Annotated in this window: 30 protein-coding genes and 2 pseudogenes; 22 read left to right on the top strand and 10 right to left on the bottom strand. The window is 31.6% G+C overall.

What is annotated here, in order from left to right:
* Positions 1 to 70 precede the first annotated feature (70 nt).
* From hflX to LQ694_RS05580, 5 genes and pseudogenes are all read left to right on the top strand, one after another.
* A complete protein-coding gene (hflX, locus tag LQ694_RS05600; RefSeq protein WP_196968226.1) occupies positions 71 to 1,309 on the top strand; it encodes a GTPase HflX in 1,239 nt (412 codons plus the stop codon).
* A gap of 11 nt (positions 1,310 to 1,320) precedes the next feature.
* On the top strand, positions 1,321 to 2,577 hold the full coding sequence (locus tag LQ694_RS05595; RefSeq protein WP_096791377.1) for a methionine gamma-lyase family protein: 1,257 nt from the start codon (positions 1,321 to 1,323) through the stop codon (positions 2,575 to 2,577).
* 76 nt (positions 2,578 to 2,653) lie between these two features.
* Positions 2,654 to 2,891: pseudogene (locus tag LQ694_RS05590) on the top strand (MerR family transcriptional regulator); the annotation flags it as partial.
* Between the two features lie 137 nt (positions 2,892 to 3,028).
* Positions 3,029 to 4,369, top strand: coding sequence for a type I glutamate--ammonia ligase (gene glnA, locus LQ694_RS05585; protein ID WP_048542707.1), 1,341 nt, complete (start codon positions 3,029 to 3,031; stop codon positions 4,367 to 4,369).
* 409 nt (positions 4,370 to 4,778) lie between these two features.
* Positions 4,779 to 5,192, top strand: a complete 414-nt coding sequence (locus LQ694_RS05580) for a CCDC90 family protein (protein ID WP_196968227.1) — start codon at positions 4,779 to 4,781, stop codon at positions 5,190 to 5,192.
* A gap of 39 nt (positions 5,193 to 5,231) precedes the next feature.
* Here LQ694_RS05580 and LQ694_RS05575 read toward each other — a convergent pair whose 3' ends face one another.
* Both LQ694_RS05575 and LQ694_RS05570 read right to left on the bottom strand, forming a co-directional pair.
* Positions 5,232 to 5,870 (bottom strand): sugar O-acetyltransferase, encoded by a 639-nt coding sequence (locus tag LQ694_RS05575; RefSeq protein WP_196968228.1) that lies wholly within the window; start codon positions 5,868 to 5,870, stop codon positions 5,232 to 5,234.
* A gap of 62 nt (positions 5,871 to 5,932) precedes the next feature.
* A complete protein-coding gene (locus tag LQ694_RS05570; protein ID WP_049318986.1) occupies positions 5,933 to 6,394 on the bottom strand; it encodes a MepB family protein in 462 nt (153 codons plus the stop codon).
* Between the two features lie 219 nt (positions 6,395 to 6,613).
* On the opposite strand from LQ694_RS05570, the gene LQ694_RS05565 reads away from it, so the two are divergent.
* From LQ694_RS05565 to LQ694_RS05540, 6 genes and pseudogenes are all read left to right on the top strand, one after another.
* Positions 6,614 to 7,354 (top strand): sulfite exporter TauE/SafE family protein, encoded by a 741-nt coding sequence (locus tag LQ694_RS05565; protein WP_096791381.1) that lies wholly within the window; start codon positions 6,614 to 6,616, stop codon positions 7,352 to 7,354.
* A gap of 18 nt (positions 7,355 to 7,372) precedes the next feature.
* Complete coding sequence (locus LQ694_RS05560; protein ID WP_218696593.1) at positions 7,373 to 7,846, top strand: pyrimidine dimer DNA glycosylase/endonuclease V; 474 nt, start codon at positions 7,373 to 7,375, stop codon at positions 7,844 to 7,846.
* A gap of 4 nt (positions 7,847 to 7,850) precedes the next feature.
* Positions 7,851 to 8,219, top strand: a complete 369-nt coding sequence (locus LQ694_RS05555) for a YbgA family protein (RefSeq protein ID WP_096791383.1) — start codon at positions 7,851 to 7,853, stop codon at positions 8,217 to 8,219.
* An 88-nt stretch (positions 8,220 to 8,307) separates the two neighbouring features.
* Positions 8,308 to 8,472, top strand: coding sequence for a hypothetical protein (locus tag LQ694_RS05550; RefSeq protein WP_164960624.1), 165 nt, complete (start codon positions 8,308 to 8,310; stop codon positions 8,470 to 8,472).
* Positions 8,473 to 8,626: 154 nt separating this feature from the next.
* Entirely contained in the window at positions 8,627 to 8,836 is a 210-nt protein-coding gene (locus LQ694_RS05545) for a hypothetical protein (protein ID WP_048542719.1), read from the top strand.
* A gap of 153 nt (positions 8,837 to 8,989) precedes the next feature.
* Positions 8,990 to 9,133: pseudogene (locus LQ694_RS05540) on the top strand (TM2 domain-containing protein); the annotation flags it as partial.
* Here the strand turns inward: LQ694_RS05540 and LQ694_RS15630 are convergent.
* Entirely contained in the window at positions 9,092 to 9,196 is a 105-nt protein-coding gene (locus tag LQ694_RS15630; RefSeq protein WP_366518344.1) for a PriCT-2 domain-containing protein, read from the bottom strand. The pseudogene LQ694_RS05540 and the gene LQ694_RS15630 overlap by 42 nt on opposite strands.
* A gap of 102 nt (positions 9,197 to 9,298) precedes the next feature.
* On the bottom strand, positions 9,299 to 10,222 hold the full coding sequence (locus tag LQ694_RS05535; protein ID WP_196968229.1) for a diacylglycerol/lipid kinase family protein: 924 nt from the start codon (positions 10,220 to 10,222) through the stop codon (positions 9,299 to 9,301).
* A gap of 118 nt (positions 10,223 to 10,340) precedes the next feature.
* Between LQ694_RS05535 and LQ694_RS05530 the strand changes: the two genes are divergently transcribed.
* A complete protein-coding gene (locus LQ694_RS05530; protein WP_218927047.1) occupies positions 10,341 to 10,889 on the top strand; it encodes an N-acetylmuramoyl-L-alanine amidase in 549 nt (182 codons plus the stop codon).
* 51 nt (positions 10,890 to 10,940) lie between these two features.
* Here LQ694_RS05530 and LQ694_RS05525 read toward each other — a convergent pair whose 3' ends face one another.
* Entirely contained in the window at positions 10,941 to 11,765 is an 825-nt protein-coding gene (locus LQ694_RS05525; RefSeq protein WP_218696592.1) for a hypothetical protein, read from the bottom strand.
* 253 nt (positions 11,766 to 12,018) lie between these two features.
* Here LQ694_RS05525 and LQ694_RS05520 point away from each other — a divergent pair, with 253 nt between their 5' ends.
* The 3 genes from LQ694_RS05520 (at position 12,019) to LQ694_RS05510 (ending at position 13,912) form a co-directional block, all read left to right on the top strand.
* Positions 12,019 to 12,903: an NAD(P)-dependent oxidoreductase gene (locus LQ694_RS05520; RefSeq protein WP_196968231.1), complete on the top strand. Its 885-nt coding sequence runs from the start codon at positions 12,019 to 12,021 to the stop codon at positions 12,901 to 12,903.
* Positions 12,904 to 12,907: 4 nt separating this feature from the next.
* Positions 12,908 to 13,237, top strand: a complete 330-nt coding sequence (locus LQ694_RS05515; RefSeq protein ID WP_096791387.1) for a nucleoside triphosphate pyrophosphohydrolase family protein — start codon at positions 12,908 to 12,910, stop codon at positions 13,235 to 13,237.
* 81 nt (positions 13,238 to 13,318) lie between these two features.
* Entirely contained in the window at positions 13,319 to 13,912 is a 594-nt protein-coding gene (locus tag LQ694_RS05510; protein WP_049318975.1) for a hypothetical protein, read from the top strand.
* A 48-nt stretch (positions 13,913 to 13,960) separates the two neighbouring features.
* On the opposite strand, the gene LQ694_RS05505 is transcribed toward LQ694_RS05510, so the two are convergent.
* Positions 13,961 to 15,334 (bottom strand): aspartate kinase, encoded by a 1,374-nt coding sequence (locus LQ694_RS05505; RefSeq protein ID WP_065381146.1) that lies wholly within the window; start codon positions 15,332 to 15,334, stop codon positions 13,961 to 13,963.
* A 197-nt stretch (positions 15,335 to 15,531) separates the two neighbouring features.
* Here LQ694_RS05505 and LQ694_RS05500 point away from each other — a divergent pair, with 197 nt between their 5' ends.
* The 4 genes from LQ694_RS05500 (at position 15,532) to LQ694_RS05485 (ending at position 19,658) form a co-directional block, all read left to right on the top strand.
* Complete coding sequence (locus tag LQ694_RS05500; protein WP_048542729.1) at positions 15,532 to 16,809, top strand: homoserine dehydrogenase; 1,278 nt, start codon at positions 15,532 to 15,534, stop codon at positions 16,807 to 16,809.
* Position 16,810: 1 nt separating this feature from the next.
* The gene (gene thrC, locus LQ694_RS05495) at positions 16,811 to 17,875 is read left to right on the top strand and encodes a threonine synthase (RefSeq protein WP_218696591.1); all 1,065 of its coding nucleotides are present in this window, start codon (positions 16,811 to 16,813) and stop codon (positions 17,873 to 17,875) included.
* Positions 17,872 to 18,783: a homoserine kinase gene (thrB, locus tag LQ694_RS05490; RefSeq protein WP_058612233.1), complete on the top strand. Its 912-nt coding sequence runs from the start codon at positions 17,872 to 17,874 to the stop codon at positions 18,781 to 18,783. Before thrC ends, thrB begins: the two co-directional genes overlap by 4 nt.
* Before the next feature lie 68 nt (positions 18,784 to 18,851).
* A complete protein-coding gene (locus tag LQ694_RS05485; RefSeq protein ID WP_196968233.1) occupies positions 18,852 to 19,658 on the top strand; it encodes an HAD family hydrolase in 807 nt (268 codons plus the stop codon).
* Between the two features lie 52 nt (positions 19,659 to 19,710).
* Here the strand turns inward: LQ694_RS05485 and LQ694_RS05480 are convergent, their stop codons facing one another.
* Positions 19,711 to 21,108 carry a phosphoribosyltransferase domain-containing protein gene (locus tag LQ694_RS05480; protein ID WP_049318969.1) on the bottom strand — a complete coding sequence of 466 codons (1,398 nt, stop codon included), beginning with the start codon at positions 21,106 to 21,108 and terminating at the stop codon, positions 19,711 to 19,713.
* Positions 21,109 to 21,120: 12 nt separating this feature from the next.
* Positions 21,121 to 21,435 (bottom strand): hypothetical protein, encoded by a 315-nt coding sequence (locus LQ694_RS05475; protein ID WP_049318968.1) that lies wholly within the window; start codon positions 21,433 to 21,435, stop codon positions 21,121 to 21,123.
* Between the two features lie 388 nt (positions 21,436 to 21,823).
* Here LQ694_RS05475 and LQ694_RS05470 point away from each other — a divergent pair, with 388 nt between their 5' ends.
* Genes LQ694_RS05470 through LQ694_RS05460 form a run of 3 tightly spaced genes read left to right on the top strand, consistent with a single transcriptional unit; the run spans position 21,824 to position 24,387 of the window.
* Positions 21,824 to 22,186 (top strand): ArsR/SmtB family transcription factor, encoded by a 363-nt coding sequence (locus LQ694_RS05470; protein ID WP_058612231.1) that lies wholly within the window; start codon positions 21,824 to 21,826, stop codon positions 22,184 to 22,186.
* 1 nt (position 22,187) lies between these two features.
* On the top strand, positions 22,188 to 23,417 hold the full coding sequence (locus LQ694_RS05465) for an NADH:flavin oxidoreductase/NADH oxidase family protein (protein WP_370688568.1): 1,230 nt from the start codon (positions 22,188 to 22,190) through the stop codon (positions 23,415 to 23,417).
* Between the two features lie 31 nt (positions 23,418 to 23,448).
* On the top strand, positions 23,449 to 24,387 hold the full coding sequence (locus LQ694_RS05460; protein ID WP_218696590.1) for an alpha/beta hydrolase: 939 nt from the start codon (positions 23,449 to 23,451) through the stop codon (positions 24,385 to 24,387).
* A 164-nt stretch (positions 24,388 to 24,551) separates the two neighbouring features.
* Here the strand turns inward: LQ694_RS05460 and LQ694_RS05455 are convergent, their stop codons facing one another.
* Positions 24,552 to 25,994 carry an amino acid permease gene (locus LQ694_RS05455; protein ID WP_058612229.1) on the bottom strand — a complete coding sequence of 481 codons (1,443 nt, stop codon included), beginning with the start codon at positions 25,992 to 25,994 and terminating at the stop codon, positions 24,552 to 24,554.
* A gap of 203 nt (positions 25,995 to 26,197) precedes the next feature.
* Complete coding sequence (rpmG, locus tag LQ694_RS05450; RefSeq protein WP_049318964.1) at positions 26,198 to 26,347, bottom strand: 50S ribosomal protein L33; 150 nt, start codon at positions 26,345 to 26,347, stop codon at positions 26,198 to 26,200.
* Between the last annotated feature and the right edge of the window lie 110 nt (positions 26,348 to 26,457).

Below are 26,457 nucleotides of genomic sequence, written 5' to 3'. Positions count from 1 at the left end.
ATTTATTAAAGTCATATCAATTTGCATGCATGTTTATATGTTAAAATATATTTAAAGTGAGCGTGATAAAATGAAAAACGATATGAAGTCGACAAAACATGAAATAGAAAAAGTAATCCTGTTAGCAATTCATGATAAAAAAGATGATGAAGCAACATTCAAATCAACAGTTCAAGAATTGGAATCTCTTGCTGTCACAAGTCAACTAGAAGTAATGGAAGTCTTTACTCAAAAAAGAGAACGACCTGATCAACAATATTATTTTGGTAAAGGTAAAATAGAAGAAGTCATTGAATATATCGAATTGAATGATATTAAAGTGAATGCAGTTATCGCAAATGATGAATTGACAACTGCGCAATCAAAACATTTAGATGAATTATTTAATACAAAAATTATAGACCGCACGCAATTGATTTTAGAGATTTTTGCTCAAAGAGCTTCAAGTAGAGAAGGTCAATTGCAAGTTGAATTAGCACAGTTAGATTATTTATTGCCGAGATTATCTGGACACGGCAAAAGCTTATCTCGTTTAGGTGGCGGTATTGGTACGAGAGGTCCAGGTGAAACGAAATTAGAAACAGATAGAAGACATATTCGTACTAGAATGAATGAAATAAAACATCAATTAGAGACAATTGTTTCTCATCGATCACGATATAGAGAACGACGTCAACATAATCAAGCTTACCAAGTTGCATTAATTGGCTATACAAATGCCGGTAAATCTTCATGGTTCAATCAGTTATCAAATGATGAAACATTTGAACAAGATTTGTTATTTGCGACTTTAGATCCTAAATCTCGTGCAATTACGATAAATAACGGGTTTAACGTTATACTTTCTGATACAGTTGGGTTTATTCAGAAGTTGCCTACAACATTGATTGCAGCATTTAAATCGACTTTAGAAGAAGCGAAATATGCGCAACTACTCGTTCATGTTGTAGATGCAAGTCATCCACACTATATGGAACAGTATGAAACGGTTATGACTTTAGTCAGTCAATTAGATATGGGCCATATTCCGATGTTAGTCGTTTTTAATAAAAAAGATTTAGCACCTTCTAATCATTTGGCAATATCAGGACAATCTATATTTGTTTCAGCAAAAAATTCTAATGATAAAGCTATATTTAAAGAAAAATTAGTCGATATGATTAAAGAGACAATGGATTATTATGAAATGGATATATCATCAAGTGATGCTGACAAATTATATTGGCAAAAAACACATACTTTAGTTGAAAAAATGAGTTTTGATGAAGAAACAGAAACATATCACATAAAAGGTTATAAACAGAAATAAGAGGTAAATGAATGGAACAGAAATTAAAAGAATTAATTATTGATGTAGAAAAAGAATTAAGACCATACTTTGATCAAATCGAACAAAATGCTTTAATCGCTCAAGAACATGTACTTGATGCATTTCACGAAGTGAAAATCACTGAATCAGACTTAATCGGTACAACAGGTTATGGATACGATGATATAGGTCGAGATCATTTAGAAGATGTTTATAGTAAAGTATTTAAAGCTGAAGACAGTTTAGTAAGACCACAAATTATTTCAGGAACGCATGCTATAACATTAGCGCTTAACAGTCAACTGAAATATGGGGAAGAATTATTATATATTACAGGAACACCTTATGATACGTTATTAGAAGTAATCGGTATAAATGGTAATGGTATTGGAAGTTTTATTGAACAAGGTATCGCTTATCGAGAAGTACCATTGAAACAAAATAAAATAGATATTCATTCAGTGTTAGAAAATATTAATGAAAATACTAAAGTTATTGCGATACAAAGATCAAAAGGTTATAGTTCACGACCTTCATTAACAATTGAACAAATTGAACAAGCAATCAAAGCGATTAAAGAAGTATATCCAGATAAAATTATATTTGTGGATAATTGTTACGGAGAATTTGTTGAAGATAAAGAACCAATTGAAATAGGTGCAGATTTAATAGCAGGTTCTTTAATTAAAAATCCAGGAGGTGGTTTAGCTAAAATTGGCGGTTATATATCAGGAAAAGCTAACCTGATAGAACGTTGTGCATACAGATTAACGGCACCAGGAATTGGTAAAGAAGCGGGTGCATCTTTAGGGAGTTTGCCAGAAATGTACCAAGGATTCTTCTTAGCACCGCATGTTGTCAGTCAAAGTTTGAAAGGTGCTTTATTTACTTCTCGCTTGTTAGAAAAATTAAATATGACAACGACACCACATTATCAAGATAAACGTACTGATATTATTCAATCTGTTACTTTTGAGACAAAAGAACAAATGATTGCATTTTGTCAGTCCATACAACATGCTTCACCAATTAATGCGCATTTTAGTCCGATGCCTAGCTATATGCCAGGTTATGAAGATGATGTCATCATGGCTGCAGGTACATTTATTCAAGGATCTTCAATAGAGTTAACAGCAGATGGTCCAATAAGACCACCATATGAAGCATACATTCAAGGTGGCTTAACTTATGAGCATGTTAAAATTGCGATAACGCGTGCTGTACAGCATTTAATCAAGCAAAATCTTGTTGAATTATTAAAGATGTAAGGTTTCCTGACATTCATTTGTTTTCTGAAAATTTATGTGCTAAATTTATAACAAGTTCTTACTAAAGGAGGCGGTCGTGCTGTCAAGAGACATAATCAGAAGAAACATGGCCGTGTTCCCGATTGGTGTCGTAATCAAGTTAACAGAGCTAACAGCTAGACAAATCAGATACTATGAAAGCAATGAGCTCGTTTCGCCCAAAAGGACTGAAGGTAATCAACGGTTATTTTCTTTAAATGACCTTGAACGATTACTGGAAATTAAAAATCTTATCGAAAAGGGATTTAATATGAAAGGGATTAAACAAATTCTTTTAGAAGAAGAAAATGACCTTTCTGATGAAGAACTGAAGATGAGAGAGCGGGTAATTAGAGGAACTTCTAAAACAGAGGGACCACTTAACCGTGGAGATTTATCAAGATTTTTTAATTAAAAACTGGAGGATAATCACATGGCTAAACAAACTTTTACAAAAGAAGATATTTTTCGTTTTGCTGACGAAGAGAACGTACGTTATTTGAGATTACAATTTACTGACATTTTAGGTACAATTAAAAACGTTGAAGTACCAATTGCACAATTAGAAAAAGTATTAAACAATGAAATGATGTTTGACGGTTCTTCAATTGAAGGATTCGTGCGAATTGAAGAGTCGGATATGTATTTATGTCCTGACTTAGATACTTGGGTGATTTTCCCTTGGACAGCAGGAAAAGGTAAAGTAGCACGATTAATTTGTGATATTTACAATCCGGATGGCAAACCATTCCCTGGTGATCCACGTACAAACTTAAAACGTGTATTAAAAGAGATGGAAGAGTTAGGATTTACAGATTTCAACTTAGGACCTGAACCAGAATTCTTCTTATTCAAATTAGATGAAAAAGGAGAACCAACATTAGAATTAAATGATAATGGTGGATACTTCGACTTAGCTCCTACAGATTTAGGTGAAAACTGTCGTCGTGATATCGTTCTAGAATTAGAAGATATGGGCTTTGACATTGAAGCAAGTCACCATGAAGTAGCACCTGGTCAACATGAAATCGACTTTAAATATGCTGATGCTATAACAGCATGTGATAACATTCAAACATTCAAACTAGTTGTAAAAACAATTGCACGTAAACATAACTTGCATGCGACATTCATGCCAAAACCATTATTTGGTGTAAACGGAAGTGGAATGCACTTTAACGTTTCATTATTCAAAGGTAAAGAAAATGCGTTCTTCGACCCAAATGGAGAAATGCAATTAACGGATGATGCCTATCACTTTATTGCTGGTATCTTGAAAAATGCACGTGGATTCACAGCAGTATGTAACCCATTAGTAAATTCATACAAACGTTTAGTGCCTGGTTACGAAGCACCATGTTATATTGCATGGAGTGGTCAAAACCGTTCACCATTAGTAAGAATACCTGTATCTCGCGGATTATCAACTCGTGTTGAAATTCGTTCAGTAGACCCAGCAGCTAACCCTTACTTAGCATTAGCTACTATCCTTGAAGCTGGATTAGATGGTATTAAAAATAAATTAACACCACCAGAATCAGTTGATCAAAATATCTATGAAATGGATAGAGAAGAACGTGAAGCGGTAGGTGTACAAGACTTACCATCAACACTTTACACAGCTGTTAAAGCAATGAGAGAAAATACAGTTGTCAAAAAAGCATTAGGTAATCATATCTATCGCCAATTTATACAATCTAAATCATTAGAGTGGGATTATTACCGTACACAAGTATCAGAATGGGAAAGAGATCAATATATGAAGCAATACTAATTGCTATTAACCCTCAAAGCATAAGCTTTGAGGGTTTTATGTGTTTGGATTTATGGGCGAGTGTGTGGTGGTGATTGAGAAGATAAAATATGGTGGAGGAGTTAATGACAAAAGTCGTAGGAATTGTAATTAAGGGCACCTATAGTAACAAAAGTCGCTCGAAATGTAACTAAGGGTGCCTATAGTAACAAAAGTCGTTCGAATTGTAACTAAGGAAGCCCGTAGTTACAGAAGTAGACACAAGTGTAAATTACTAAGATGATATACCTGCAAATAGGCGTAGTAAAACTTGATTTAAAAATAAATATATTTTATAATAATATAAAATATAGAGAATAAAATAGACTGAGATATCGTTAGTTATCTCACACCACACTTAAATAATATTAACAACTAAGAGGTGATAAAAATGGACTTTGTAACAAGACCTGAATTTGAAGAACATAGAAATCATATGGACTCACGCTTTAATACACTCGAAGATAATATCAAGGAAGTAAAGAAAGAATTAACTACAACAAAATTAGAATTAAAAACAGATATAAATAATTTAAGGTCAGAGATTAAGGGCGATATAAATAATTTAAGGTCAGAGATTAAGGGCGATATAAATAATTTAAAATCAGAGATTAAGGGCGATATGAATAACTTAAGAACAGAGTTAAAAACAGATATAAAAGATTTGAAAGTTGATCTTATATCTTTATTTGATGAAAAAGAAAAGGCAAATAAGGAAGAGATGAAACATACTCAAATAAAATGGTATATTGCCACAACTCTAATTATAGTAGGTGTTGTAGGAAGAATATTAGGATTTTATTAAAACAAAAAGACCACCTACATAGAGGTGATCTTTTAAAGACTATGAATTTTCTACTGATTGTCGTTTTTTCTCATAATATTCTAATTTCATTTGATGCCATTTGTCATAATCAGAGCTTGTGATATGCTTAATGACTTTTGCTGGATTTCCACCTACGACTGTATTGGGTGGCACGTCTTTTGTTACGACTGATCCTGATGCGATTACAGAGTTTTCTCCTACCGAAACGCCTGGTAATACGACTGCATTTCCACCAATCCATACATTATTTCCAATATTAATTTCATGACCAAATTCTAATTGTTCATTTCGTATTGTTGGATCAATTGGATGACCTGCTGTATATAAACTCACTCTTGGACCAAACATAACATTATCGCCGATATTGATATGATTCACATCTAAAAATATACAATCCATATTTGCATAAAAATTCTCACCAATATTGATATGTCTACCGTAATCAACATAGAGTGGTGGATGTAAATATATATTTTCACCTGTTTTACCAAAAAGTTCTTTTTCTAACTTAATTATCTCATCACTATTTTCAATAGGTGTATGATTAATTTTATCTGCTAGCATTTTTCCTTTTTTCGAACCATTAGATTCATGAATATCGTGCGCTATGTATAGTTCACCTTTAAGCATTTGCATATAATCAAAATCATTCTGCATATCATAATTCCCCTTTATATGAATATGAACATATTATATCTTGTTAAACTTGTATATACAAGTTAAGAGGTGATAAATGATATGTTAGATAAATCTATGAAAAATTCTTTTTGCCAATTTTGAGTTTGACTAGCAGTTTTATTTAAAGGATTTTCCCAAGGTGGGTAAACTCTCATTGCCATTTTTCCCTTTATTTCATGATTACTAATGATTTTCTGCTTAAGTAGAATATCTTTAGGAAAAATAAATAGCCCTTTTTTATTGTTATCTAATATAGCTATGATGAGTTTATCCGGTGTTTCTGAATATGTATAAGGTCTGTTTTGATCATTTTGATCTTTAACCCAAAATACGACAAAATAACCTTTTTTATTAGCTGTCTTTTTAGCTCGTCTACTTCTATAAGTAATATTTTGAATTTGAAAACTACAAGCTTCATATTTAATATTAAGTTCTTCAAGTTTGTAGTCTTCAATTGGTTCATCATTAAAATAGTTTTTTATTAATTCAATTGAATCAAACAATTGCAAACCTCCTTATATGACTTTTCATAATTGATTATAACAAAGATTGAACTATTAAATACGATGTTGAAATATTCTAGTATTCCCTTGTTTTTAAACCATTTTAATATTTTTTAGTACTTAAAAAAGGTATAATAGTAGTTGAATATTAATGAGACTTTGACACTTTCTAATGTTTAGAAGGTGTTTTTATTTTATAAACATATTAAAGGGGAATCTATGGATATTACAATTTGGACACTCGTTATTTTTTCAATTCTACTGGGGGCTATGGTACGAATTGTGTTTGGGTTTGGTGAGGCTTTGGTTACGATGCCATTACTCGCTTTATTAAATTTAGATTTTAAATTGTCTATTTCTGTGGTGGCAATTGTTGGGTTATTAGTGGCTTTTCCTGTGTTTATTAGAAGCCGTGGAACTCTTGATTGGTCTATTATTAAACGTTTGTTAATTGGTTCTATTATTGGGACACCGATTGGAATCATAATTGTTAAATGGGCGAATGAAGATGTGATTATTAAATTTTTAGGGGTATTTATATTATTGTACGGTGCTATTAATCTTATTAATTATTATAAGAATATATACCAAGTTAAATTGAATATTCCAAAGTTTTATGACTATATTGCAGGTATTGTTTCAGGTGTTTTAGGTAGTGCATATAATAGTCACGGTGTACCGATTATTATATATGGAACTTTGAAAAAATGGCATGTAACGGATTTAAAAAACATTTCACAAGTACACTTTTTTATTACAGGTTGTTTTATTGTCTTTAGTCACGGTGTTTCAGGATTTTGGTCAATCTCACTTTGGTATTTGTTATTGGCCATTTTACCGCTTCTAATCCTAACACTATGGCTGGGTCATATCATCAATAATAAAATTGATCAACGTGCTTTAATTAAATATATTTATATGTTGTTGATTTGTTTCGGAATCATCATGATTGTTAAATAATGAGAGAGGAATTACGCAATGCAAATTTTTAGAGTTGATGAAAATCATGAAATAAGTGCAAAATTTTTAGATAACCGCCGTCTTTCTAAACAAGTATTAGAACTTTATCAAATCATTAATGTATGTTTAGCGAAGCTAGAATATATTGAAGGTAATACACGTTATTTAAGTCATCCTATTGTAAAGCATGTTTTTAATGATGGCTATCCGTATTTAGAGGACACTTATCACTTATTATTAGATATGGATAAAGAACATAGAAGAAGAGGTGGGAAAAGGTCTAAAGACTTTGAATATCAAATTTCTCAAATGGGTGATATGATAGATAAAGGTATTAAAGATGGCGCATTTTCTTCTGAAAAATTACCACCTATATTTGTTTTTGGTGAAACGAAATTAATGAATGATCAAGCTTATTTAGAATATGAAAAATTATTATTTATGAAATGGACAGAAGATAAAATTGCACCTCGGTGTAATATAAATAGGTGATAACATGCGTAAAAGGTCAGATATTGAAAAATTATGGAGACATGAAAAATATAATGTCATGATGCATAGTCAAAAGTCATATTTAAATATAAGAGAATCTTTAAAGCGAGATATTACATATGACGATTTACAAAGCAAAATTGATGGTGCTAAAGACATTGTTCCAACTAAAGGTTCAATCATTAACACTTATGATCATATGTGGGGTTATTTTAAGAAAATTGCTACTGAAGAAGAACGTAACCAATATTTGAAGTATAAATCTCAATATCAAGAAAATGAAATTCAATACCAATGTTTAATCACATTTATATACAAGCTTGCTGTGAAATATAATCAAAAGTATTTATTAGAATCTACTATTTTACATTGATTTACCAATCTAAAGTTTAATGATGATTGTGTAATTTTAAAAAGGGTAAATATTATATAGAAAGTAGATTTTAAGGAGGCTAAATAAAATGGAAGAACGTGTATATCAAAAAATGTGGGACACTTTAAAAAAAGAAGTACAATTTAATATAGTGGAACTCGAACAAATGGAAGAAGAAAACGAATCTCCAGGATTAAAAAAAGCCCAGAACATGATAGATCATTTAGAGAAAGAGTTTATCAAAAATTCATAATCAATCATAATCATTTAAAAACATTTAAATTTGTTCTGTAAATCTATAAAATATATGTAATAATACATTATTAATAAGCATTTACATCAATTCCCTCTAGATTCGCTTAATATAGTTTTGTAGTATTTATATATTAAGTTTTTTGGAGGCAGTTATGTTTTTTGATAAAAAGATTATCGTATTTGAGAATTTAGAGAATAAATACAATCAAGAAGAAGCAAAAAATATATTTTTGAGACATTCCATTGATTATGACTTTATTACAATAAGTAGCCAATCTATTATTTTAGGTGGATTACAATATCCTTCAGCACAGAACAAAGATCAATTTATTGCTGATTTTAATGACTATTTAGGTAACTAATGCATTTAGCTGTCATCAAGTTTAAAACTTGAGGCAGCTTTTTTATTGATAAGTGACAAAATTGTCATACTATTACTGATTTTGTTCGTTTATATTTGGGTAATATATCTATAGAGAGACTATAATAATATTTATAGTTGAAGGAGGGATATTATGCTCGTAAATAAATGGATTTATATCGCATTAGCTGTGTTATTAGGAAACTTTGGCGTTCATAAATTTTATGCTCAAAAACCAGTTGTTGGACTCTTACACTTAGCATTCTGTTGGACAGGGATTCCACATGTTATCGCATTCTTCAGTGCTATATTTGCATTGTTTAGACCATCTGATGAACATGGTAATATTCAAGCATAGCATGTTGTGAAATGCTTTTATTAAGTTTTGTTAAACCTTAGATATATTTATAAATAATTTTTCGTAAAAACCGCTTCACTGTATATGTTCAGTGAAGCGGTTTGTTTATGCATTATTCAAATCTACATAGAACAATTTAACTTGGTCACGTAATATTTTTATTTCAACAGGCGTTTCGAACAGAATTTCACCATCTATATCTAATTTGGCTGATGGATTAGTAGATAACGTTGCTGATTCACATGATATGTGTTGTATGCTGTCACTAATTTCATTCCAATTCATGCTATCTTTTACTTTAAAGAAGTCATTGATGATACTGAAATTTTGTTTGTCGAAAATAAATATATTCATTTTCCCGTCATTAGGTGATAAATCTTCTAAAGGAATTCTGCTACCACCAACATGTTGACCATTCGCAATCAAAATCATTGATGTTTCTCCTGAATATGTTTCGTTATCAGCAGTTAATTCATATTGATAAATTTCTGGGTTAGCTACCGTTTTGATAGTAGAAAAAATATAACTGAATTTACCTAGTAATTCTTTTTGATTGGATTCTACATTCTCAGCATTTTGTACCATTAAGCCGATACCCGCAAAGTTAAGTGCATATGTACCATTGACATCTAATACATCAAACGACTTAATTTGACTTGATAATAAGTCTTGAGAAGCTTGCATTGGTTTTTGAGATAAATTTAAAGTCTTAGTGAAATCATTAAATGTTCCACCAGGTAAGACGCCAATTGGTATTTGGAGATTATTTTCTACGACACCATTTATTAATTCGTTTAATGTTCCATCGCCGCCCAGTATAAAAATAACATCATAAGCATGCTCATTTGTAATGGCAGATAATGTTTTACAATAAGAACGAATTTGTCCTTCTTCTTTACTTAATTTTATTGTTAATTCATCACAAAGCTGGGTTAAATTTTCTGTAACTTGTCCGAGTTCTTTGTATATATTACCTTGGCCAGCAGCTTCGTGGTAAAATAAAATCCCTCTATGAAAATGTTGTGTCATAATCGTAATACCTCCTGTATTGTACCTTTTATTACAATACCATGTATGATGATTGATAAACAATTTTAAATAAAATAATTTAATATGTTAAAATAAATAAAAGTACTGTGAAAAGGGGATGATTATTATCGCTTCACAAAATGATTATATCCATTATGAAATGGAAAAAAGAAAGCAACCTTTACTAGGTGTTGTGATCCATAACGATGCAAGTGAGTTAAATGCTAATGAATGGCGTGAAGTATTAATAGACGCACCTGAAGAAAGATATGTCCAAGGTATCGCGCATTATTACATCGATAGAAATAAACAATGGCAAGCGATTGATACTGAGCGTATTGCATGGCATACCGCTAATCCAATAGGTAATGAACAATATTTAGGTTATGAAGTATTAGAATCTCTCTCAAGTACGGATGAAGAATTTTTGTTAAATGAGCAGGAAACATTAAGAGCAATCGCTTCAGATATGATTGATTATAATTTAACACCTAATCGTGATACTGTTAGATTACATTTGGAGTTTAGTGAAACTGAATGTCCGCATCGTTCATTAGAAATTCATACGAATTGGAAGACGACAATAGATGGCATGCCGGATGAGTGGATTATAAATGAAATGAAAGATTATTTTATTGAACAAATTAAGCAATATATGTTGAATTAAAAAAAGCGTGTGGATGTGAAATCATTTGATTTCTATCCCACGCTTTTTAATTTATTGTGCATATTGTTGTTGTATTTGAACTAATGCATTATAGAATAGTTCAGGTTGTTCAGGACCATTATATGTTCCTTTTTCTAATGCAGTTAATGAAGCTTTTTCAGGATTTGTTAATCCACCTTCGTATTTTTGTCTCCAATCTGCATTGATAGAATTTAAGTAAGGATTTTGCCCTGTTTCATTGTAAATTTGTTGAGCTTGTTCTGCACCAAGTGCTGAATTTGACTGACTATTACTTGCAGCATTATTAGCATCATTGCTAGCTGCGTTATTAGCATCATTGCTAGCTGCGTTATTAGCGTCATTAGCTGCTGAATTATCAGCATTTGAAGCGCCATTGCTGTTTTGGTCAGCGTTGCTATTAGCACCATTGTTTGATCTATCAGAATTAGCTGAATTATTGTTATTTGTGTTATCGTCACTATTAGCATTTGAATTGCTTGAGTCAGAGTTAGAAGCACTATTACCGTCTGTGCCACTACTATCATCTGAGTCATTAGTACCATTTGAATTAGAGTCACTAGACCCGTTATCATCGGAGTTATTACTATCTGAATCTGTACTAGCAGAATCGCCTGAAGCGACATCATCAGAACTACTATCGGAGTCCTTGCTGCTGTCTGATTTACTGTCTGAGCTATCATCAGATTTTTTATCTGAATCTTTATCAGACTTACTGTCTTTTGAATTAGATGCATCATCAGATTTCGAAGAATCTTTATTTGCAGATGAATTATCTTTGCTGCCGTCACTATCATCGTTACCGCATGCTGCTAAGAATAAAAATGAAGATAGTAACAAGATTATAAATTTCTTCATATATAAACCCCATTTCTTTTTTTGTTTGACACTTATGTATCAACAATAATTCAATACCACTAAATATTAATCTCAAACAAAATTTATTATAATTTTTTTAAACTTTTTATGCCGTTTTAATAACAGTATTAAAAAAGTTAAATGTCCTTTTTATAATGATTAATTTAAGCTAAAAGACTAAGTGTGTTTGTTTAGATTTTTCTGATAAATCTGTATAATGTTTATATGATTAGAATATGCAGGAGGAATTCAAATGACTAAAAAAACAATTGGGTTTGTAGGTACAGGTGTTATGGGTAAATCTATGGCAACACACTTAATTAATAAAGGCTATGAAGTAAACGTTTATAATAGAACGAAATCTAAAGCAGATGAATTGGTAGAAATCGGCGCGACTTGGTGTGACACTATTGCAGATTTATCTAAGACTAGTGATGTGATTATATCTATAGTTGGTTATCCTAAAGATGTTGAATCTATTTATTTAGATGAAAGTGGGATTATAAACCACGCTAAAGATGGCACAACTATTATAGATATGACAACTTCAAGTCCTGCTCTTGCAGAGAGAATTTATAATGAAGCAAAAACAAAAAATATTAACAGTTTAGATGCACCCGTATCTGGTGGTGATGTCGGTGCGAAAAATGCTACATTAACCATTATGGTCGGTGGAGATGAAGAAGTATTTAATCAAGTTGAAGATATTTTTAATGTTATTGGACAAAATGTCGTCTATCAAGGTAAAAGTGGCAATGGACAACATACGAAACTTGCTAATCAAATTGCAATCGCAGCAGGTATGTTAGGTGTAGCAGAAGCCATTATATATGCTGAAGAAGCGGGATTAAATATAGATAAAGTGTTCAGTTCTATTGAACACGGTGCAGCAGGTAGTTGGTCATTATCCAATTTAGGGCCAAGAATGGTTAAAGGAGACTATGCACCAGGATTTTATGTTAAACATTTCATTAAAGATATGAGAATTGCGATAGAAGAAAGTGAAAAAAGAGACTTATATATGCCTGGATTATTAAAAGCCAAAGAAGTATATGATGCACTAAGTGAAGCAGGTTTTGAAGATAATGGTACTCAATCTGTTATTCAATTATTAAAAAATCACATTAAAAAGGGGTAATACAATGGATTTAAATGAATATCAAAACCTTGCATTAAGAACAATGTCTGATATTAAAAGAGATCCTGATAAAAGCTTGATTAATGGTGCATTAGGGTTAACAGGAGAATCTGGTGAAGTTGCAGATGTTGTTAAGAAATACGTATTTCATGGTCATGAATTAGACAAAGAATCATTAAAGAAAGAACTAGGTGATGTACTTTGGTATATCGCATGTTGCGCTTCTGCTCTTGATGTAGATTTAGATGAAATTGGTCAATTAAATATTGAAAAACTAAAAAATAGATATCCAAATGGATTTTCAAAAGAAGATTCACTAAATCGTAAAGAATAATAAACAATTATCTATTGGATAATAATGACAAAACTGTTAGAATGAAAAGGAGTGAAAACGCTTTCGTAGGAGGTAGCTATATTGGAAGGAAACGAACAATATTTATCTATAGATGAACTAAAACAGTTAATGTCTGACTATCCATTTCAATATATTGTTTGTGGACAAAGTGCGATTGATTTATTTTTAAATGAATATACGCACACTAAGGAAATCATGAGCATAACAGTAAGCAGAGAAGAGGTGCTTACTTTAGCAAACTACTTTTTAGAACGCCATTATCAAATAGTAGTTGAGACACCATTGAATGAACTAAAAGAAATTACTGTTGAAGAACTTGGAGAATATAAGAAATATTATATTTATAATAAGAAGAACGAATGTAAAATTCTTAAAGTTTATATATATGAAACGAAAGATGAGAAATGGCAATTTAGTCATGATCACAATATAGAAGTGGAAGATTATAAAATATATTTCCATAGTTTAGAACATGATGTGAAGTATTTGCGACCGGAAATTCAAATGATGTATAAGCTATATCATGAACTGAGACAAGATGATATTTATAAATATCAAAAGTTAATTCAACATTTAAGTTATTATCAATTCTTTATGCTTAGAAAAGTGATTGGAAAAGATAAACTCAATCAGATTATTTTATCAGATACATAAAAAAAGCCGACGATTTAATCGTTGGCTTCTTTTAGTTACTTATAGTTACTATGCGAGTTGTGTTGTTTTATTTGCGAAGTATTCATCATAAATCGCTTGAACGGCTATATCAGAATATTGCTCATCAATACCAAACATCATAGAAATTTCAGATGAACCTTGGTTAATCATATTTAAGTTAACATTCCTCTTGCTGAGTGCTGCAGTTGCTCCAGCTGCTGTACCAACTGCTTTATTCATACCTTCTCCTACAATCATTAAAATAGCTAAATCATAATCAATTGTTAATTCATCTACAGGTATGTTTTCTCGAATTTTACTTAAAACTCTTTCTTCTTTTCCTTTAATTTGAGTCGATCTCATAATAATACTAATACTATCGATACCAGATGGGATATGTTCAATTGAAATATTTTCTTCTTCTAAGATACTAAGTACTTTACGTGTAAATCCAACTTCTCTATTCATTAAGTATTTTTTGACGTTTATAATTGTAAATCCTTTATCACAGCTAACGCCTGAAACGATATGAGATAAATGAGAGATGTTACGTTCACTCACAATGTAAGTACCTTTATCAGTTGGTCTATTTGTATTCTTGATGACAACTGGAATACGATCTTTATAAAGTGGTTCTAGTGCCTCATCATGAAATACACCAAAACCAGCATATGATAATTCACGCATTTCTCTATATGTGATTTCTGGAATCACTTCAGGTTGAGATACAACTGTTGGATTTGCTCTAAAGATACCTGATACATCTGTAAAGTTCTCATACAAGCTTGCTTTAATGCCTCTAGCTAAGATTGCGCCTGTAATGTCAGATCCACCTCTAGGGAAAGTCACGATATCACCATTTTCAGAATAACCAAAGAATCCAGGAATAATTAATTTCTCATCATATTCACGTAATTTATAAATCTTCTCATACGACGATTCTAATATCATGGCGTTTCCTGGTTCATCAGTCACGATTATGCCAGCTTCTTTAGGTGATAAGTAACGTGTAGGGAAACCTAACTGACTATTATATTGTGCGATGAGTTGCGCATTGAAATCTTCTCCACAACTTTTTAAACCATCTAGTAAGCGTTCAGGTTTATCATGATACACGTTTATCAAATTTAATAAGTGGTTTTTAATTTCAACTAAAATAGAACGATTCATGTTTAGTTCAGTCACAATTTCTTCATAACGACCAACGATTTGATTGAGTTTGTTTGAATAATCTAATTGATTAATAACTTTTTCGTATAAGCGTATGAGCAAATCCGTTGTTTTAATGTCTTCTTTAAATCTTTTTCCAGGTGCAGATACGACTACAATTTTTCTTTCATCATCAGAGTTAATGATGTTAACGACTTTTTTAATTTGCTCACTGTTAGCGACGGAACTTCCGCCAAATTTTGAAACTTTCATTTTATCAGTCCTTTTACTGGGGGTAATGTAATTGTAGCTCTTTACAAAGCGAGAAATAATGATAATATTACTATTAATTCTAATTATTCAAACTTTACAAAAAACTTTAATGAATTTATACTATAATAAACTTGAGTCTATTTCAAGTAGACATTTGTATTTTTAACAAGAACAATATATTTAAGGTGAGTGAGGAAATGAAAGTATTAAATGTAGCAGTATTAGGTCTCGGCACTGTTGGAACAGGTGTCGTGAAGATTGTTGAAGAAAATAAAAAGCAAATAGAAGACACGATTGGGAAATCTATACATATTAAACATATTCTTGTGAGTTCTGTGAACAAGAAACGTGCAATTAATACTTCTAGCTATCATTTAACTGAAAATATTAACGAAATTTTAGAAGATGAAGAATTAGATATCGTTGTTGAAGTAATGGGTGGTATCGAACCAACAGTAGAATGGTTGAAAGCATTTCTTTCTAAAGGTATACACGTCATTACTGCAAATAAAGATTTATTAGCCGTACATTTAAGAGATTTAGAAGATTTAGCTGAGAAAAATAAAGTTGCACTCAAATATGAAGCGAGTGTAGCAGGTGGTATTCCGATTGTGAATGCGATTAATAATGGTTTAAATGCCAATAATATTAATCAATTTATGGGTATCTTTAATGGCACATCTAACTTTATTCTTAGTCAAATGACCCGTGAAGGAAAATCTTATGATGAAGCATTACAGCTTGCAACAGATTTAGGGTATGCAGAAGCGGATCCAACTGACGATGTCGAAGGAATTGACGCAGCTCGTAAAGTTGTAATTACGAGCTATTTATCATTTAATAGAGTGATTTCGTTAAATGATGTTGAAAGAGTTGGTATTTCAGATGTTGAAATCGAAGATATTAAAGTTGCAGAAAAATTAGGCTATAAAATTAAATTAATTGGTCAAGGTAAATACGAGAATGGTCGTGTTATTTCAAGTGTTAAACCGACATTGTTACCAAATAGTCATCAAATGGCGCATGTTGAAGATGAATATAATGCAATATATGTAATTGGTGATGCTGTTGGAGACACAATGTTTTATGGTAAAGGTGCTGGTAGTTTAGCTACTGGTAGTGCTGTTGTTTCTGATTTATTAAATGTTTCATTACAATTTGAATCAGATTTACATACATTACCTCCACACTTTGAACTTAAAACAGAACGTACGAAAGAGATCGTTGAAGATGAAGTAGTTAAATTCCCACTGAAAAATAGTCATTTTATTATCGTTGAAAGTGACAAAGATGAAGATGTCTTAAGAGATGATATTAAAGCGACAATTGAATTTCATAGAAGTGTTAAAGTAGAACAACGTACTGAAAATACGTATGGTATTGTCATCAGAGGTATTGATGAATTACCAGTTGATCAATTAAAAGAAAATGGCATTAATATTTTGAAATATTATCCAATTGAAGGAGATAAGTAATATGGGCAGATGGCAAGGATTAATTCATAATTATAAAGAATATTTACCAGTGAACGAAGGAACACCAGAATTGACTTTAAATGAAGGTAATACACCATTAATTCATTTACCTTATTTATCTGATAAATTGAACATTAATTTATTCGCTAAGTTTGAAGGTCTTAACCCTACAGGTTCTTTTAAAGATAGAGGTATGGTAATGGCAGTTGCAAAAGCGAAAGAAGAAGGTAAAAAAATCGTGATATGTGCCTCTACTGGTAATACATCAGCTTCAGCTGCTGCTTATGCTGCTAGAGCAGGTTTAAAAGCAATTGTTGTTATTCCTGAAGGTAAAATAGCACTTGGTAAACTAGCACAAGCAGTTATGTACGGTGCTGAAATTGTATCAATTAAAGGGAATTTTGATGAAGCATTAAATATCGTTAAAAAAGTTGCAGAAAAAGGTGAAATAGCACTTGTAAACTCTGTAAACCCATATAGAATTGAAGGGCAGAAGACTGGTGCATTTGAAATTGTAGAGCAATTAGATGGTAAAGCACCAGACTTATTTGCGATACCTGTTGGAAATGCTGGAAATATAACAGCATATTGGAAAGGTTTCAAAGAATATCATCAATTAAATCAATCAGGTCTACCTGTTATGTGCGGTTTCCAAGCTGAAGGTGCATCTCCAATCGTACAAGGTAAAGTTGTAACAAATCCAGAAACAGTTGCGACTGCAATTAGAATTGGGAATCCAGCTAGTTGGAAATTGGCCGAGGCAGCACGTGATGAATCAAATGGATTAATAGATAGTGTGACAGATGAAGAAATCCTTAAAGCATACAAACTTATGACAAGTAAAGAGGGCGTCTTCAGTGAGCCGGCAAGTAATGTTTCAATTGCAGGTTTGTTGAAATTGCATGAACAAGGTAAATTAGAGCCAAATCAAACTGTTGTAGCAATTTTAACAGGAAATGGATTGAAAGATCCTGATACTGCTATTGATTTACTTGATTCGCCAATTACACCATTAGAAAATGACGAACAAGCAATTATTGATTATATTGAGCGTGCATTAAAATGAAGAAATTAAAGCTTAAAGTACCAGCCTCAACTGCTAACCTTGGGGTTGGTTTCGACTCAATCGGAATGGCTCTAGATAAATATTTAGAAGTAGAAGCGTATCTGTCCGAAGATGGAAAATGGCATTTTGAGCATGTTGGACCTCATCTGAAAGGTTTACCTGATAATGAGGAACATTATATTACTAAAATTGCACAAACTGCTACAGAGAAATTTTCGAAAGAAATGCCCGCATTAAATTTAAAAATGTATAGCGATATTCCACTTGCGAGAGGATTAGGTAGTTCAGCATCTGCGCTCGTAACAGGGTTATTTCTTGCAAATTATTTTGCAAATTTAAAGTTATCTAAATATGAGTTACTACAACTTGCAACTGAAATTGAAGGACATCCAGATAATGTTGCCCCAACAATTTATGGTGGATTAGTCTTAGGCGTATATGATCCAGAAGCTAAACATACGGATGTATCATATATAGATATACCAAAAGTCGATGTGATTGCTACAATACCAGAGTATGAGCTATCAACAGAGAAAGCGCGTAAAGTATTACCAGAAACACTATCTTTAAAAGATGCCGTTAAATATAGTGCAATAAGCAACACGATGATCAGTGCTTTAATTCAACATAATTATGAATTAGCTGGAAAGATGATGATGAAAGATGGTTTTCATGAACCTTATCGTCAACATTTGATCCCTGATTTTGAACGTATTAAAGCATTAGCTATAGAACATGGCGCGTATGCGACTGTTATTAGTGGTGCTGGTCCAACTGTATTAACGCTCGTCAAAAAAGAATTGAGTGGTAAACTTGTAAGGGCATTACAAGATGAATTTGAAGATTGCGAATCAGAATTGGTAACCATTAATCGTTATGGTATTAGTCAAAAAATCATAAACTTATAAACAAAAGTGAGATGCTTATATTCTATGTATGATAGAATATAAGCATTATTATATTTAAGGAGAACAACATGACATATAAATACATCGTAATGGATATGGATGATACACTTTTGACTTCTAAGAATGAAATAAGTGAAGTAACATATCAATACTTAATGGAGAAACAAAAAGAAGGCATGAAGTTAATACTTGCATCGGGGCGACCAACTGCAGGTATGATTAAGCATGCAGAAGTGCTAGATTTAAAAAGCTATGGTGGTTATATTGTAAGTTACAATGGTGCTTTTGTTATAAATGCTGAAGACCAAAGTATCGTATTTAATCAAACAATTAGTCAAAAAGATGCACACGATATTATTGATTATTGTAGAAGTCATAATTTCTTTTATTTAACATATTTAAATGACCAAATTATTCATGATACGACACATGATTATATGAACATTGAAAGTGAATTAACAGGTCTTCCAATGAATAAAGTTAATAATATTAAAGAAGCTATTATAGGTGACGTTCCAAAAATAATGGGTGTTGATTTCGAGGAAAATATTGCAAGTGCAAATGAAGCGTTGAATGGTAAATTTAATGACCAAGTGTCATCAACAATAAGTAAACCGTACTTTTTAGAATTCATGAATAGTGAAGTTTCTAAAGGAAAATCGTTGCAAAGATTGTTTGATCAAATTGATGTGGATTTCTCAGAAGTGATAGCTTTTGGTGATAGTTTAAATGATTCTGACATGTTAGAAAGAGCAGCAGTTGGTGTTGCTATGGGAAATGCGAACGATACGATTAAAGGTATTGCAGATGTTGTTACAGATGACCATGACCATGATGGTATTGTAACAGCGTTAGAAAAAATATTAAATACATAAAAATAAAGCAGTTCAAACCTTAAATTTTTAAGATTTGAACTGCTTTTTATTATTAGTGACGATCTTCATTAAATGCGATTGAAGTCATTTCAATTACTAGAATTGATTTTGCCCCAAGAATTTTTAATTGTTGTACAATATCATCAATTTCAGTTTTATGTCTCAGTCTTTCAACAAATACGATGATTTGTTCGTACTGATCAATCTCTAAATTGTATAAATAATGTGTGATTGTTCTTTCCAATGGAGACATAAAGCTAATCTTTTTATTAGAGTGTCTTAATGTACTCGAATCAAAATTAAAGCGAGTAGTACCTTGTACACGTATTTCTTTACCAGGTAAATAACGAGCAATTTGAAGTGGAACGTATAAGAATTCTCCTATACCAATGACAAATTTAGGTGAATCATCTAAAAAGTCATTCAATAATTCTCCCATACGTTGAAATAGATCTTCAGATACTTGTTGTTCTTTACCATTTAAAGTGAATCTACCTGTTGAAATAAAATATGGATTATCGTGAATAGTACCATCACGCAGCATGTTTTGTGCTTTTACAATAAAATGATCATTTATGACATTTCTTAATGAGTAATATTGAACTTTCGTATCGTGTTTTTGATTATCTAGTAGTTCATTTTGAATTAAATCTTTCGTCTCATGGTCAATAGCTGTAATTTCTACATCAAACGACATAAGTGAAATGATGTTGATTTGAATATTTAAAGATTTTTCCAAACTTGAGAATGCTTCTTTAACACTTTGAGATCTTAAATCAATAGGTGTTAATACAGTGAATGTTTCTCTTTCAGGACATTTATCATAAATCTTTTTAATGAGATTTAGTACAGAATTACCATTTAATAAATGATTATCAATGATTGCGACACGTTCATCATTATCGAAGAAGTCTTTATCTTTCGTATAGAAATATAAACGTTCTTGAGGATCAACAATATCGCTATGATCTAATAATGGTGGATGAGAAATAATCTTATCTCGTGTAGAAGCTAAGAACATCACATCATCATCAAATAAACTAAAAATCGATTGTCCTAAATTGACAGCACGTTCACTTAAGCCTAAAAATCTTGTCGGTGGATAGTGACCAAGTTTATTAGATTCAACCATATTTAAGGCTTGAATCATTTTACTGCGATTTTTACTGTTAATAGCTTTAGCGATCGTTTGAATACGTTCATCCGTTTCGCCTGTTAACGACTCATGATATAAGAATCCTAATAATAAACCAACAAGTAAAGGATGCTCTGGATATAATCCTCTAGAATATCCTAAACAAGGAGATACTGGTATAAATGGAAATTCTGAATGTTCTTCTTGTGTAATTGCGAGCATTTCATCTATTTCAAATTCGAATCTATTTTCTTTAACTTTCACTTCAACTTGCTGTTCATTATCTAAAGGAAAAACTTTACTTACTTGGGACATGTGATTACTCCTTTATTTACTTGTATGCGTCCATTCATGGCTGAATTTCTTTCTCTTAATATGCGCATAAATTTGGTCCGCTGCATAGTCTTGGTTCGTATAAACAGTAATATCAAAAAATGCTTGATTCTCTTCAAATGGTTCATTTAAATATAAATCTTTAAGATGATTAAATAATGATTGCATCTGTTCCCGAGTTAAACTTGTATATTCTCTAAGTGTTTTCTTAACGAGTTGAGCATGTGTGTCATAAATACTTTGAACAACAATGACAAAGCGTTCATCTTGTTCCATAACATCATCAAATAAATTAGTTTGACCTGTCATATTTACACCTTCTTTTTCTAAAATTATCATTAATATTTATTATACTATATATATCGCAATATGAAAAAGTAGATTATAGTTAGTAAATTTTTATAAACGTTTTGAACAAGGGAGTTCGGCATTAGGGGGAATGATATTTTGTGTAGGATTTATTGTTACAAAAGTAGTTCGATGTGCAAATAAGGGACGCCATAGTAACAAAAGTAGGCAGAAGTGTAACTAAGGGACGCCATAGTAACAAAAGTCAGCAAAATTGTAACTAAGGACGGTCATAGTAATATAATTCGCATTGGTCTAGACTTTCTTTCTCAATGAAATTTCAGAGCATTATTATGTTAAAGTGTAAACATTTAATCGTTTAATTTATTAAACAGATGGGAGGAAAATCTTGAAAAATACTGAAGAGTTAAAGAAATTAGCGGATGAGTTTCAAGAATGCCAGAGCATACTTGTAGCAATTGGTGATGAAACACGTCAATCAATTGTGTTAGCTCTGATTGGAGTAGGATGTAATGAAGGGATGCGAGTCGGAGAAATTACTAAGAAAACCCACTTATCTCGCCCCTCAGTATCGTATCATTTAAAAATCTTAAAAGAAGCCAATATTGTAACTGTAGAAAAAATAGGTACAAAAAATTTTTATTATATTAACCCTGAAAATACTAGTATTAAATCATTACAAGTAATGATTAATCATATGAATCAATATATTGAGAGTTATCATATTCCAAAAAAGGAAAGTGAGTTTTAATATGATGAAAAAACTAGAAACAAAATTAGAAACGAAAAATTTTATGTCTAAAAATCGTTTTTATAAAGCATCAATGAGTGAAACATTAGGTAATCGATATAATAGTCCAACAAAAAATATAGTGAATTTATACAGTCGTTGGTCTAATGGTGGATCGGGCATACTGATGACCGGTAACGTTATGGTAGATCGTAATGCATTAGGCGAACCAGGAAACATTGTTATAGAAGATGAAAGAGATATAACTTTGTTGAAAAATTGGGCAAAAGTGGGAACTCAAAACAATAATCATTTGTGGATGCAGATTAATCATCCAGGTAAACAATCACCTAAAAATTTATCTAAAGAACCAGTAGCCCCTAGTTCAATTCCTGTAGGAGGAAGTTTGTCGAATGTTTTTAATCACCCACGCGCATTAAAGCATGATGAAATTTTAGGAATTATAAAGCGTTTTGGAAACACAGCATATATTGCAAAAAAAGCAGGCTTTACAGGTGTACAAATTCATGCCGCACATGGTTATCTTATTAATCAATTTTTATCACCTTATCACAACAAACGAAATGATGCTTGGGGAGGCAGCCTTGAAAATCGTATGCGTTTTTTAATGGAAGTTTATCATGAAATAAGACGTCGTACAGGTGAAAAATTTCCTATTGCTGTTAAGTTAAATTCTGCAGATTTTCAACGTGGTGGGTTTACAGAAGAAGACTCAATGAAAGTTCTAAAAGCTATCGATAAAGCTGGAATTGATTTAATCGAAATTTCAGGGGGTAATTATGAAAATCCTGTTATGTTTGAAGGAAGTAATATCCGTGAGAGTACCAAAAAACGTGAAGCTTATTTTTTAGATTATGCAGATAAAGCGAGAAAATTAGTGAATACACCAATTGTTGTAACTGGTGGTTTTCGATCGGCTGAAGGTATGGAGGCTGCAATTAATAGTGGTTCGATTGATATGGTAGGTATTGCTAAACCTTTAGTAATTAATCCTGATTTACCAAACCAAATAATAAATGGGACATATATAACACCGGACTTACCAAGAATTACAACTAACGTTAAATTTATAGATAAAAAATTAGGGTCAATGTTAGAACTTAGTTGGTATGAGGCTCAATTTTATTTAATGGCACATGGAAAAAATCCTAATCTTAAATTGAAAATATGGAGAGCTTTATGGATAAGTTTTAAGAAAAATGGGATAATTTCCTTTACTAAAAGACGTTAAATTTAATAATTTTAAAAAGGAGAGAATAATTATGAATTATAAACATCAAATTGCATGGAAAAAAATTGAATCTAAATTACCTGAAAAATTTCATTTTACAGAAGAATATCAGCCGAATGAAGAGTGGTGGGATTGGAAAGGACATCATGTACATTTGGACACGTTTAGAAATGAAAACGCAGATGTCAAAATAATTTTATTACATGGTGTTGGCACTAATGGTAGACAACTGTCTTTAATAGCAGGAGGGCCATTAGCAAAGAAAAATTATGAGACAATAGCAATTGATATGCCAACATATGGCATGACCCAGGTTAAAAAGGGAGAGATTGTCACTTATGATGATTGGGTAAATTTAGCTTCTGATTATATAGATGAAGAAAGTAAAAAAGATGCACGCCCTATCTTTTTATATGGGTTAAGTGCTGGTGGTATGGAAACATTTCATGTTGCTGCCAAAAATAAAAAAGTTAACGGTATTATTGGTATGACATTTTTAGATCAGCGTAAACAAATGATAAGAGATGCGACTGCTCATGATATTTTAATGAGCAGAATAGGTATCCCAGCTGCAGGATTAATGAGAAAAATCGGTCTTGGATTTATAAAAATTCCTATGAAAATTGCTTCTAAGATGTACACTTTAGTTAACAATGATACAATACTAAAAATAATGTTAGATGATAAGTCGTCTGCGGGAAATTTAGCAACAATGACTTTCTTAGATTCATATGGTAATTATAAACCAGAAGTGGAACCTGAAATGTTCGATACTTGTCCCGTGTTATTAACACAACCAAGCTTAGACCGATGGACACCAAAATATTTGAGTGTTCCATTTTTATCCGAATTAAAAAAAGTCGAACACGAGATTATAGATTTAGAAAATGGAGGTCACTATCCTGTAGAACAACCTGCATTAGATGAGTTAGTAGAAGCTATTGATAATTTTATAAAAAAATATAAATAATGATATTTTGTATAGAGTTTGTAGTAACAAAAGTCGATGGAATTGTAACTAAGAGGCGCCATAGTAACAACACTCAGCAGAATTGTAACTAAGGAAAGCATGCACGAACAAAATTTTAGATATAAATAACGCCACTCAAGTTGATTGAGTGGCGCTTTTAAAAATTATTTCTTATATTGGTGTTTTCTTAAATCAATATCTTCAAGTTTGATAATTTTTGATTTCGTTGTGAATTTATGAATAAAGTATACTACGAAACCTAATATAATCGGTAAGAATGATTCGATTAATACTGGGAAGTTCAATGTCATAATGCTATCAAATGATTGACCGATTAATAAGAATGCTATAACAGCGATTACGATGATTGGTCCTAATGGATATAAAGGTGCTTTATATTCAAGTGTATCTGTCGCTGATTTGCCTTGTTTCTTAATGGCCATCCTTAATCGAATATGACTGATAATACTCATTAGCCAAACTAAAGTAACAAGTGCGCCTAACATATTCAACAATCTATAATAACCATCAGCGTTAATCGTTGCATATACGATAGACGCGAAAATTAATACGATTGTGACGCATAATGAAACGAACGGCATATTGTTTCTATTTAAGTTATTGATAAACTTAGGTGCTTGCTTATGTTGAGCAAGTGAGTAAAGTAATCTACTTGTAGCATATAAGCCTGAGTTACCAGCTGAAATAAGTGCTGTTAAAATAACCGCATTAATAATGGAAGCAGCAAATGCTATACCAACTCTATCAAATACGATTGTAAACGGACTTTGAGTTACAGTGTTTGATTTATTTAATAACAATGGATCAGTATATGGAATAATTGCTGCAATCACAGCGATTGCTAAAATATAAAATAATAAAATTCTCCAGAATACTTGTCTAATTGCTTTTGGCATGGATTCTTTAGGGTTTTCAGATTCACCAGCTGTTACGGCTACTACTTCTGTTCCACCGAAGCTAAATCCAGCAACAAGTAGTACGCCTAAGAAACCAGAAATACCATTTACGAATGGTGCTTCTTTATAAGTGAAGTTTGATAGTCCAAGTGGTTCGTTACCACCTAATATTCCAAATATCACAAGAACACCAACTATTAAGAAGATGATAATAGTCGCGACTTTTATAAAACTTAACCAATATTCAGCTTCACCAAATGCTTTAACAGTAAATGCATTTAATAAGAATAGAATAACTAAGAAAATAATGCTCCATACAAACGGGTTAATATTTTGGAATATATCCCAGTATGTAATAATTTTTGCTGCAGTTAATATATCGACGCTTGTTACAAGAGCCCAAATCACCCAATAAAGCCAACCAACAGTAAATCCTGCTGATGGATCAATAAATCTACTTGAGTATGCACTAAATGACCCAGATACTGGATAAAAAGTTGCAAGTTCTCCTATAGCTGTCATTAAAAAGTAGAGCATAACACCAATAATAGAATAAGCTATAAGTGCACCACCAGGTCCTGCTTGAGTGATGACTGCACCACTCGCCATAAATAAACCAGTACCAATCGAACCACCAATGGCGATCATTGATATGTGTCTAGTCTTTAATCCTCGTTTCATTTCTTCCATATAATTCACCTTGCTTTCTAATAGTACAATTTATCTGTAAATAAAATATACATATTATTTTATTAGTATTTCAGTAAATAAGCAACAAAAACTTTTAACGCATAAATGCTTTAAAGCCATAAAGTATCGATGTATAAAAATAGAAGTCATTTCAAAAGTATGAATTGACTTCTTTGTCGTATATTTTCTTATAAAATAAGAAATTATTTAGTTTCGCGGTGTAAAGTGTGACGACCTAATCTTGGACAGTATTTTTTCATTTCAATACGTTCAGGATTTGTACGTTTGTTTTTAGTTGTAATATAATTTCTGTCGCCACATTCAGTACATGCTAACGTGATATTGACACGCATGTTCATCAGCCTTTCTATTCAGTAATCGTTACGTTTTATAATTTTAGCATAATACAAATGAGTTTTCAATGCAAAAATATGTGTATTATATAATTGCGATATGATGTGTA

This window comes from Mammaliicoccus sp. P-M58 (assembly GCF_022386165.1).
Classification (GTDB): domain Bacteria; phylum Bacillota; class Bacilli; order Staphylococcales; family Staphylococcaceae; genus Mammaliicoccus; species Mammaliicoccus sciuri.
Note: the sequence above shows the minus strand (reverse complement) of the source record. Positions and strands in the feature narration are given on the sequence as shown.

Excerpts from the sequence above, each read along its gene's own strand:
- LQ694_RS05500 (WP_048542729.1), top strand. The coding sequence starts at position 15,532 with ATGAAAGTATTAAATGTAGCAGTATTAGGTCTCGGCACTGTTGGAACA.
- LQ694_RS05555 (WP_096791383.1), top strand. The coding sequence starts at position 7,851 with ATGCGTAAAAGGTCAGATATTGAAAAATTATGGAGACATGAAAAATAT.
- LQ694_RS05460 (WP_218696590.1), top strand. The coding sequence starts at position 23,449 with ATGAATTATAAACATCAAATTGCATGGAAAAAAATTGAATCTAAATTA.
- LQ694_RS05455 (WP_058612229.1), bottom strand. The coding sequence starts at position 25,994 with ATGGAAGAAATGAAACGAGGATTAAAGACTAGACACATATCAATGATC.
- LQ694_RS05565 (WP_096791381.1), top strand. The coding sequence starts at position 6,614 with ATGGATATTACAATTTGGACACTCGTTATTTTTTCAATTCTACTGGGG.
- LQ694_RS05545 (WP_048542719.1), top strand. The coding sequence starts at position 8,627 with ATGTTTTTTGATAAAAAGATTATCGTATTTGAGAATTTAGAGAATAAA.
- hflX (WP_196968226.1), top strand. The coding sequence starts at position 71 with ATGAAAAACGATATGAAGTCGACAAAACATGAAATAGAAAAAGTAATC.
- LQ694_RS05465 (WP_370688568.1), top strand. The coding sequence starts at position 22,188 with ATGATGAAAAAACTAGAAACAAAATTAGAAACGAAAAATTTTATGTCT.
- LQ694_RS05580 (WP_196968227.1), top strand. The coding sequence starts at position 4,779 with ATGGACTTTGTAACAAGACCTGAATTTGAAGAACATAGAAATCATATG.
- LQ694_RS05475 (WP_049318968.1), bottom strand. The coding sequence starts at position 21,435 with ATGACAGGTCAAACTAATTTATTTGATGATGTTATGGAACAAGATGAA.
- LQ694_RS05485 (WP_196968233.1), top strand. The coding sequence starts at position 18,852 with ATGACATATAAATACATCGTAATGGATATGGATGATACACTTTTGACT.
- LQ694_RS05505 (WP_065381146.1), bottom strand. The coding sequence starts at position 15,334 with ATGAAAGTTTCAAAATTTGGCGGAAGTTCCGTCGCTAACAGTGAGCAA.
- LQ694_RS05520 (WP_196968231.1), top strand. The coding sequence starts at position 12,019 with ATGACTAAAAAAACAATTGGGTTTGTAGGTACAGGTGTTATGGGTAAA.
- LQ694_RS05480 (WP_049318969.1), bottom strand. The coding sequence starts at position 21,108 with ATGTCCCAAGTAAGTAAAGTTTTTCCTTTAGATAATGAACAGCAAGTT.
- LQ694_RS05550 (WP_164960624.1), top strand. The coding sequence starts at position 8,308 with ATGGAAGAACGTGTATATCAAAAAATGTGGGACACTTTAAAAAAAGAA.
- LQ694_RS05535 (WP_196968229.1), bottom strand. The coding sequence starts at position 10,222 with ATGACACAACATTTTCATAGAGGGATTTTATTTTACCACGAAGCTGCT.
- LQ694_RS05515 (WP_096791387.1), top strand. The coding sequence starts at position 12,908 with ATGGATTTAAATGAATATCAAAACCTTGCATTAAGAACAATGTCTGAT.
- LQ694_RS05560 (WP_218696593.1), top strand. The coding sequence starts at position 7,373 with ATGCAAATTTTTAGAGTTGATGAAAATCATGAAATAAGTGCAAAATTT.
- thrB (WP_058612233.1), top strand. The coding sequence starts at position 17,872 with ATGAAGAAATTAAAGCTTAAAGTACCAGCCTCAACTGCTAACCTTGGG.
- LQ694_RS15630 (WP_366518344.1), bottom strand. The coding sequence starts at position 9,196 with ATGCTATGCTTGAATATTACCATGTTCATCAGATGGTCTAAACAATGC.
- glnA (WP_048542707.1), top strand. The coding sequence starts at position 3,029 with ATGGCTAAACAAACTTTTACAAAAGAAGATATTTTTCGTTTTGCTGAC.
- LQ694_RS05595 (WP_096791377.1), top strand. The coding sequence starts at position 1,321 with ATGGAACAGAAATTAAAAGAATTAATTATTGATGTAGAAAAAGAATTA.
- LQ694_RS05530 (WP_218927047.1), top strand. The coding sequence starts at position 10,341 with ATGATTATTATCGCTTCACAAAATGATTATATCCATTATGAAATGGAA.
- LQ694_RS05575 (WP_196968228.1), bottom strand. The coding sequence starts at position 5,870 with ATGCAGAATGATTTTGATTATATGCAAATGCTTAAAGGTGAACTATAC.
- rpmG (WP_049318964.1), bottom strand. The coding sequence starts at position 26,347 with ATGCGTGTCAATATCACGTTAGCATGTACTGAATGTGGCGACAGAAAT.
- thrC (WP_218696591.1), top strand. The coding sequence starts at position 16,811 with ATGGGCAGATGGCAAGGATTAATTCATAATTATAAAGAATATTTACCA.
- LQ694_RS05525 (WP_218696592.1), bottom strand. The coding sequence starts at position 11,765 with ATGAAGAAATTTATAATCTTGTTACTATCTTCATTTTTATTCTTAGCA.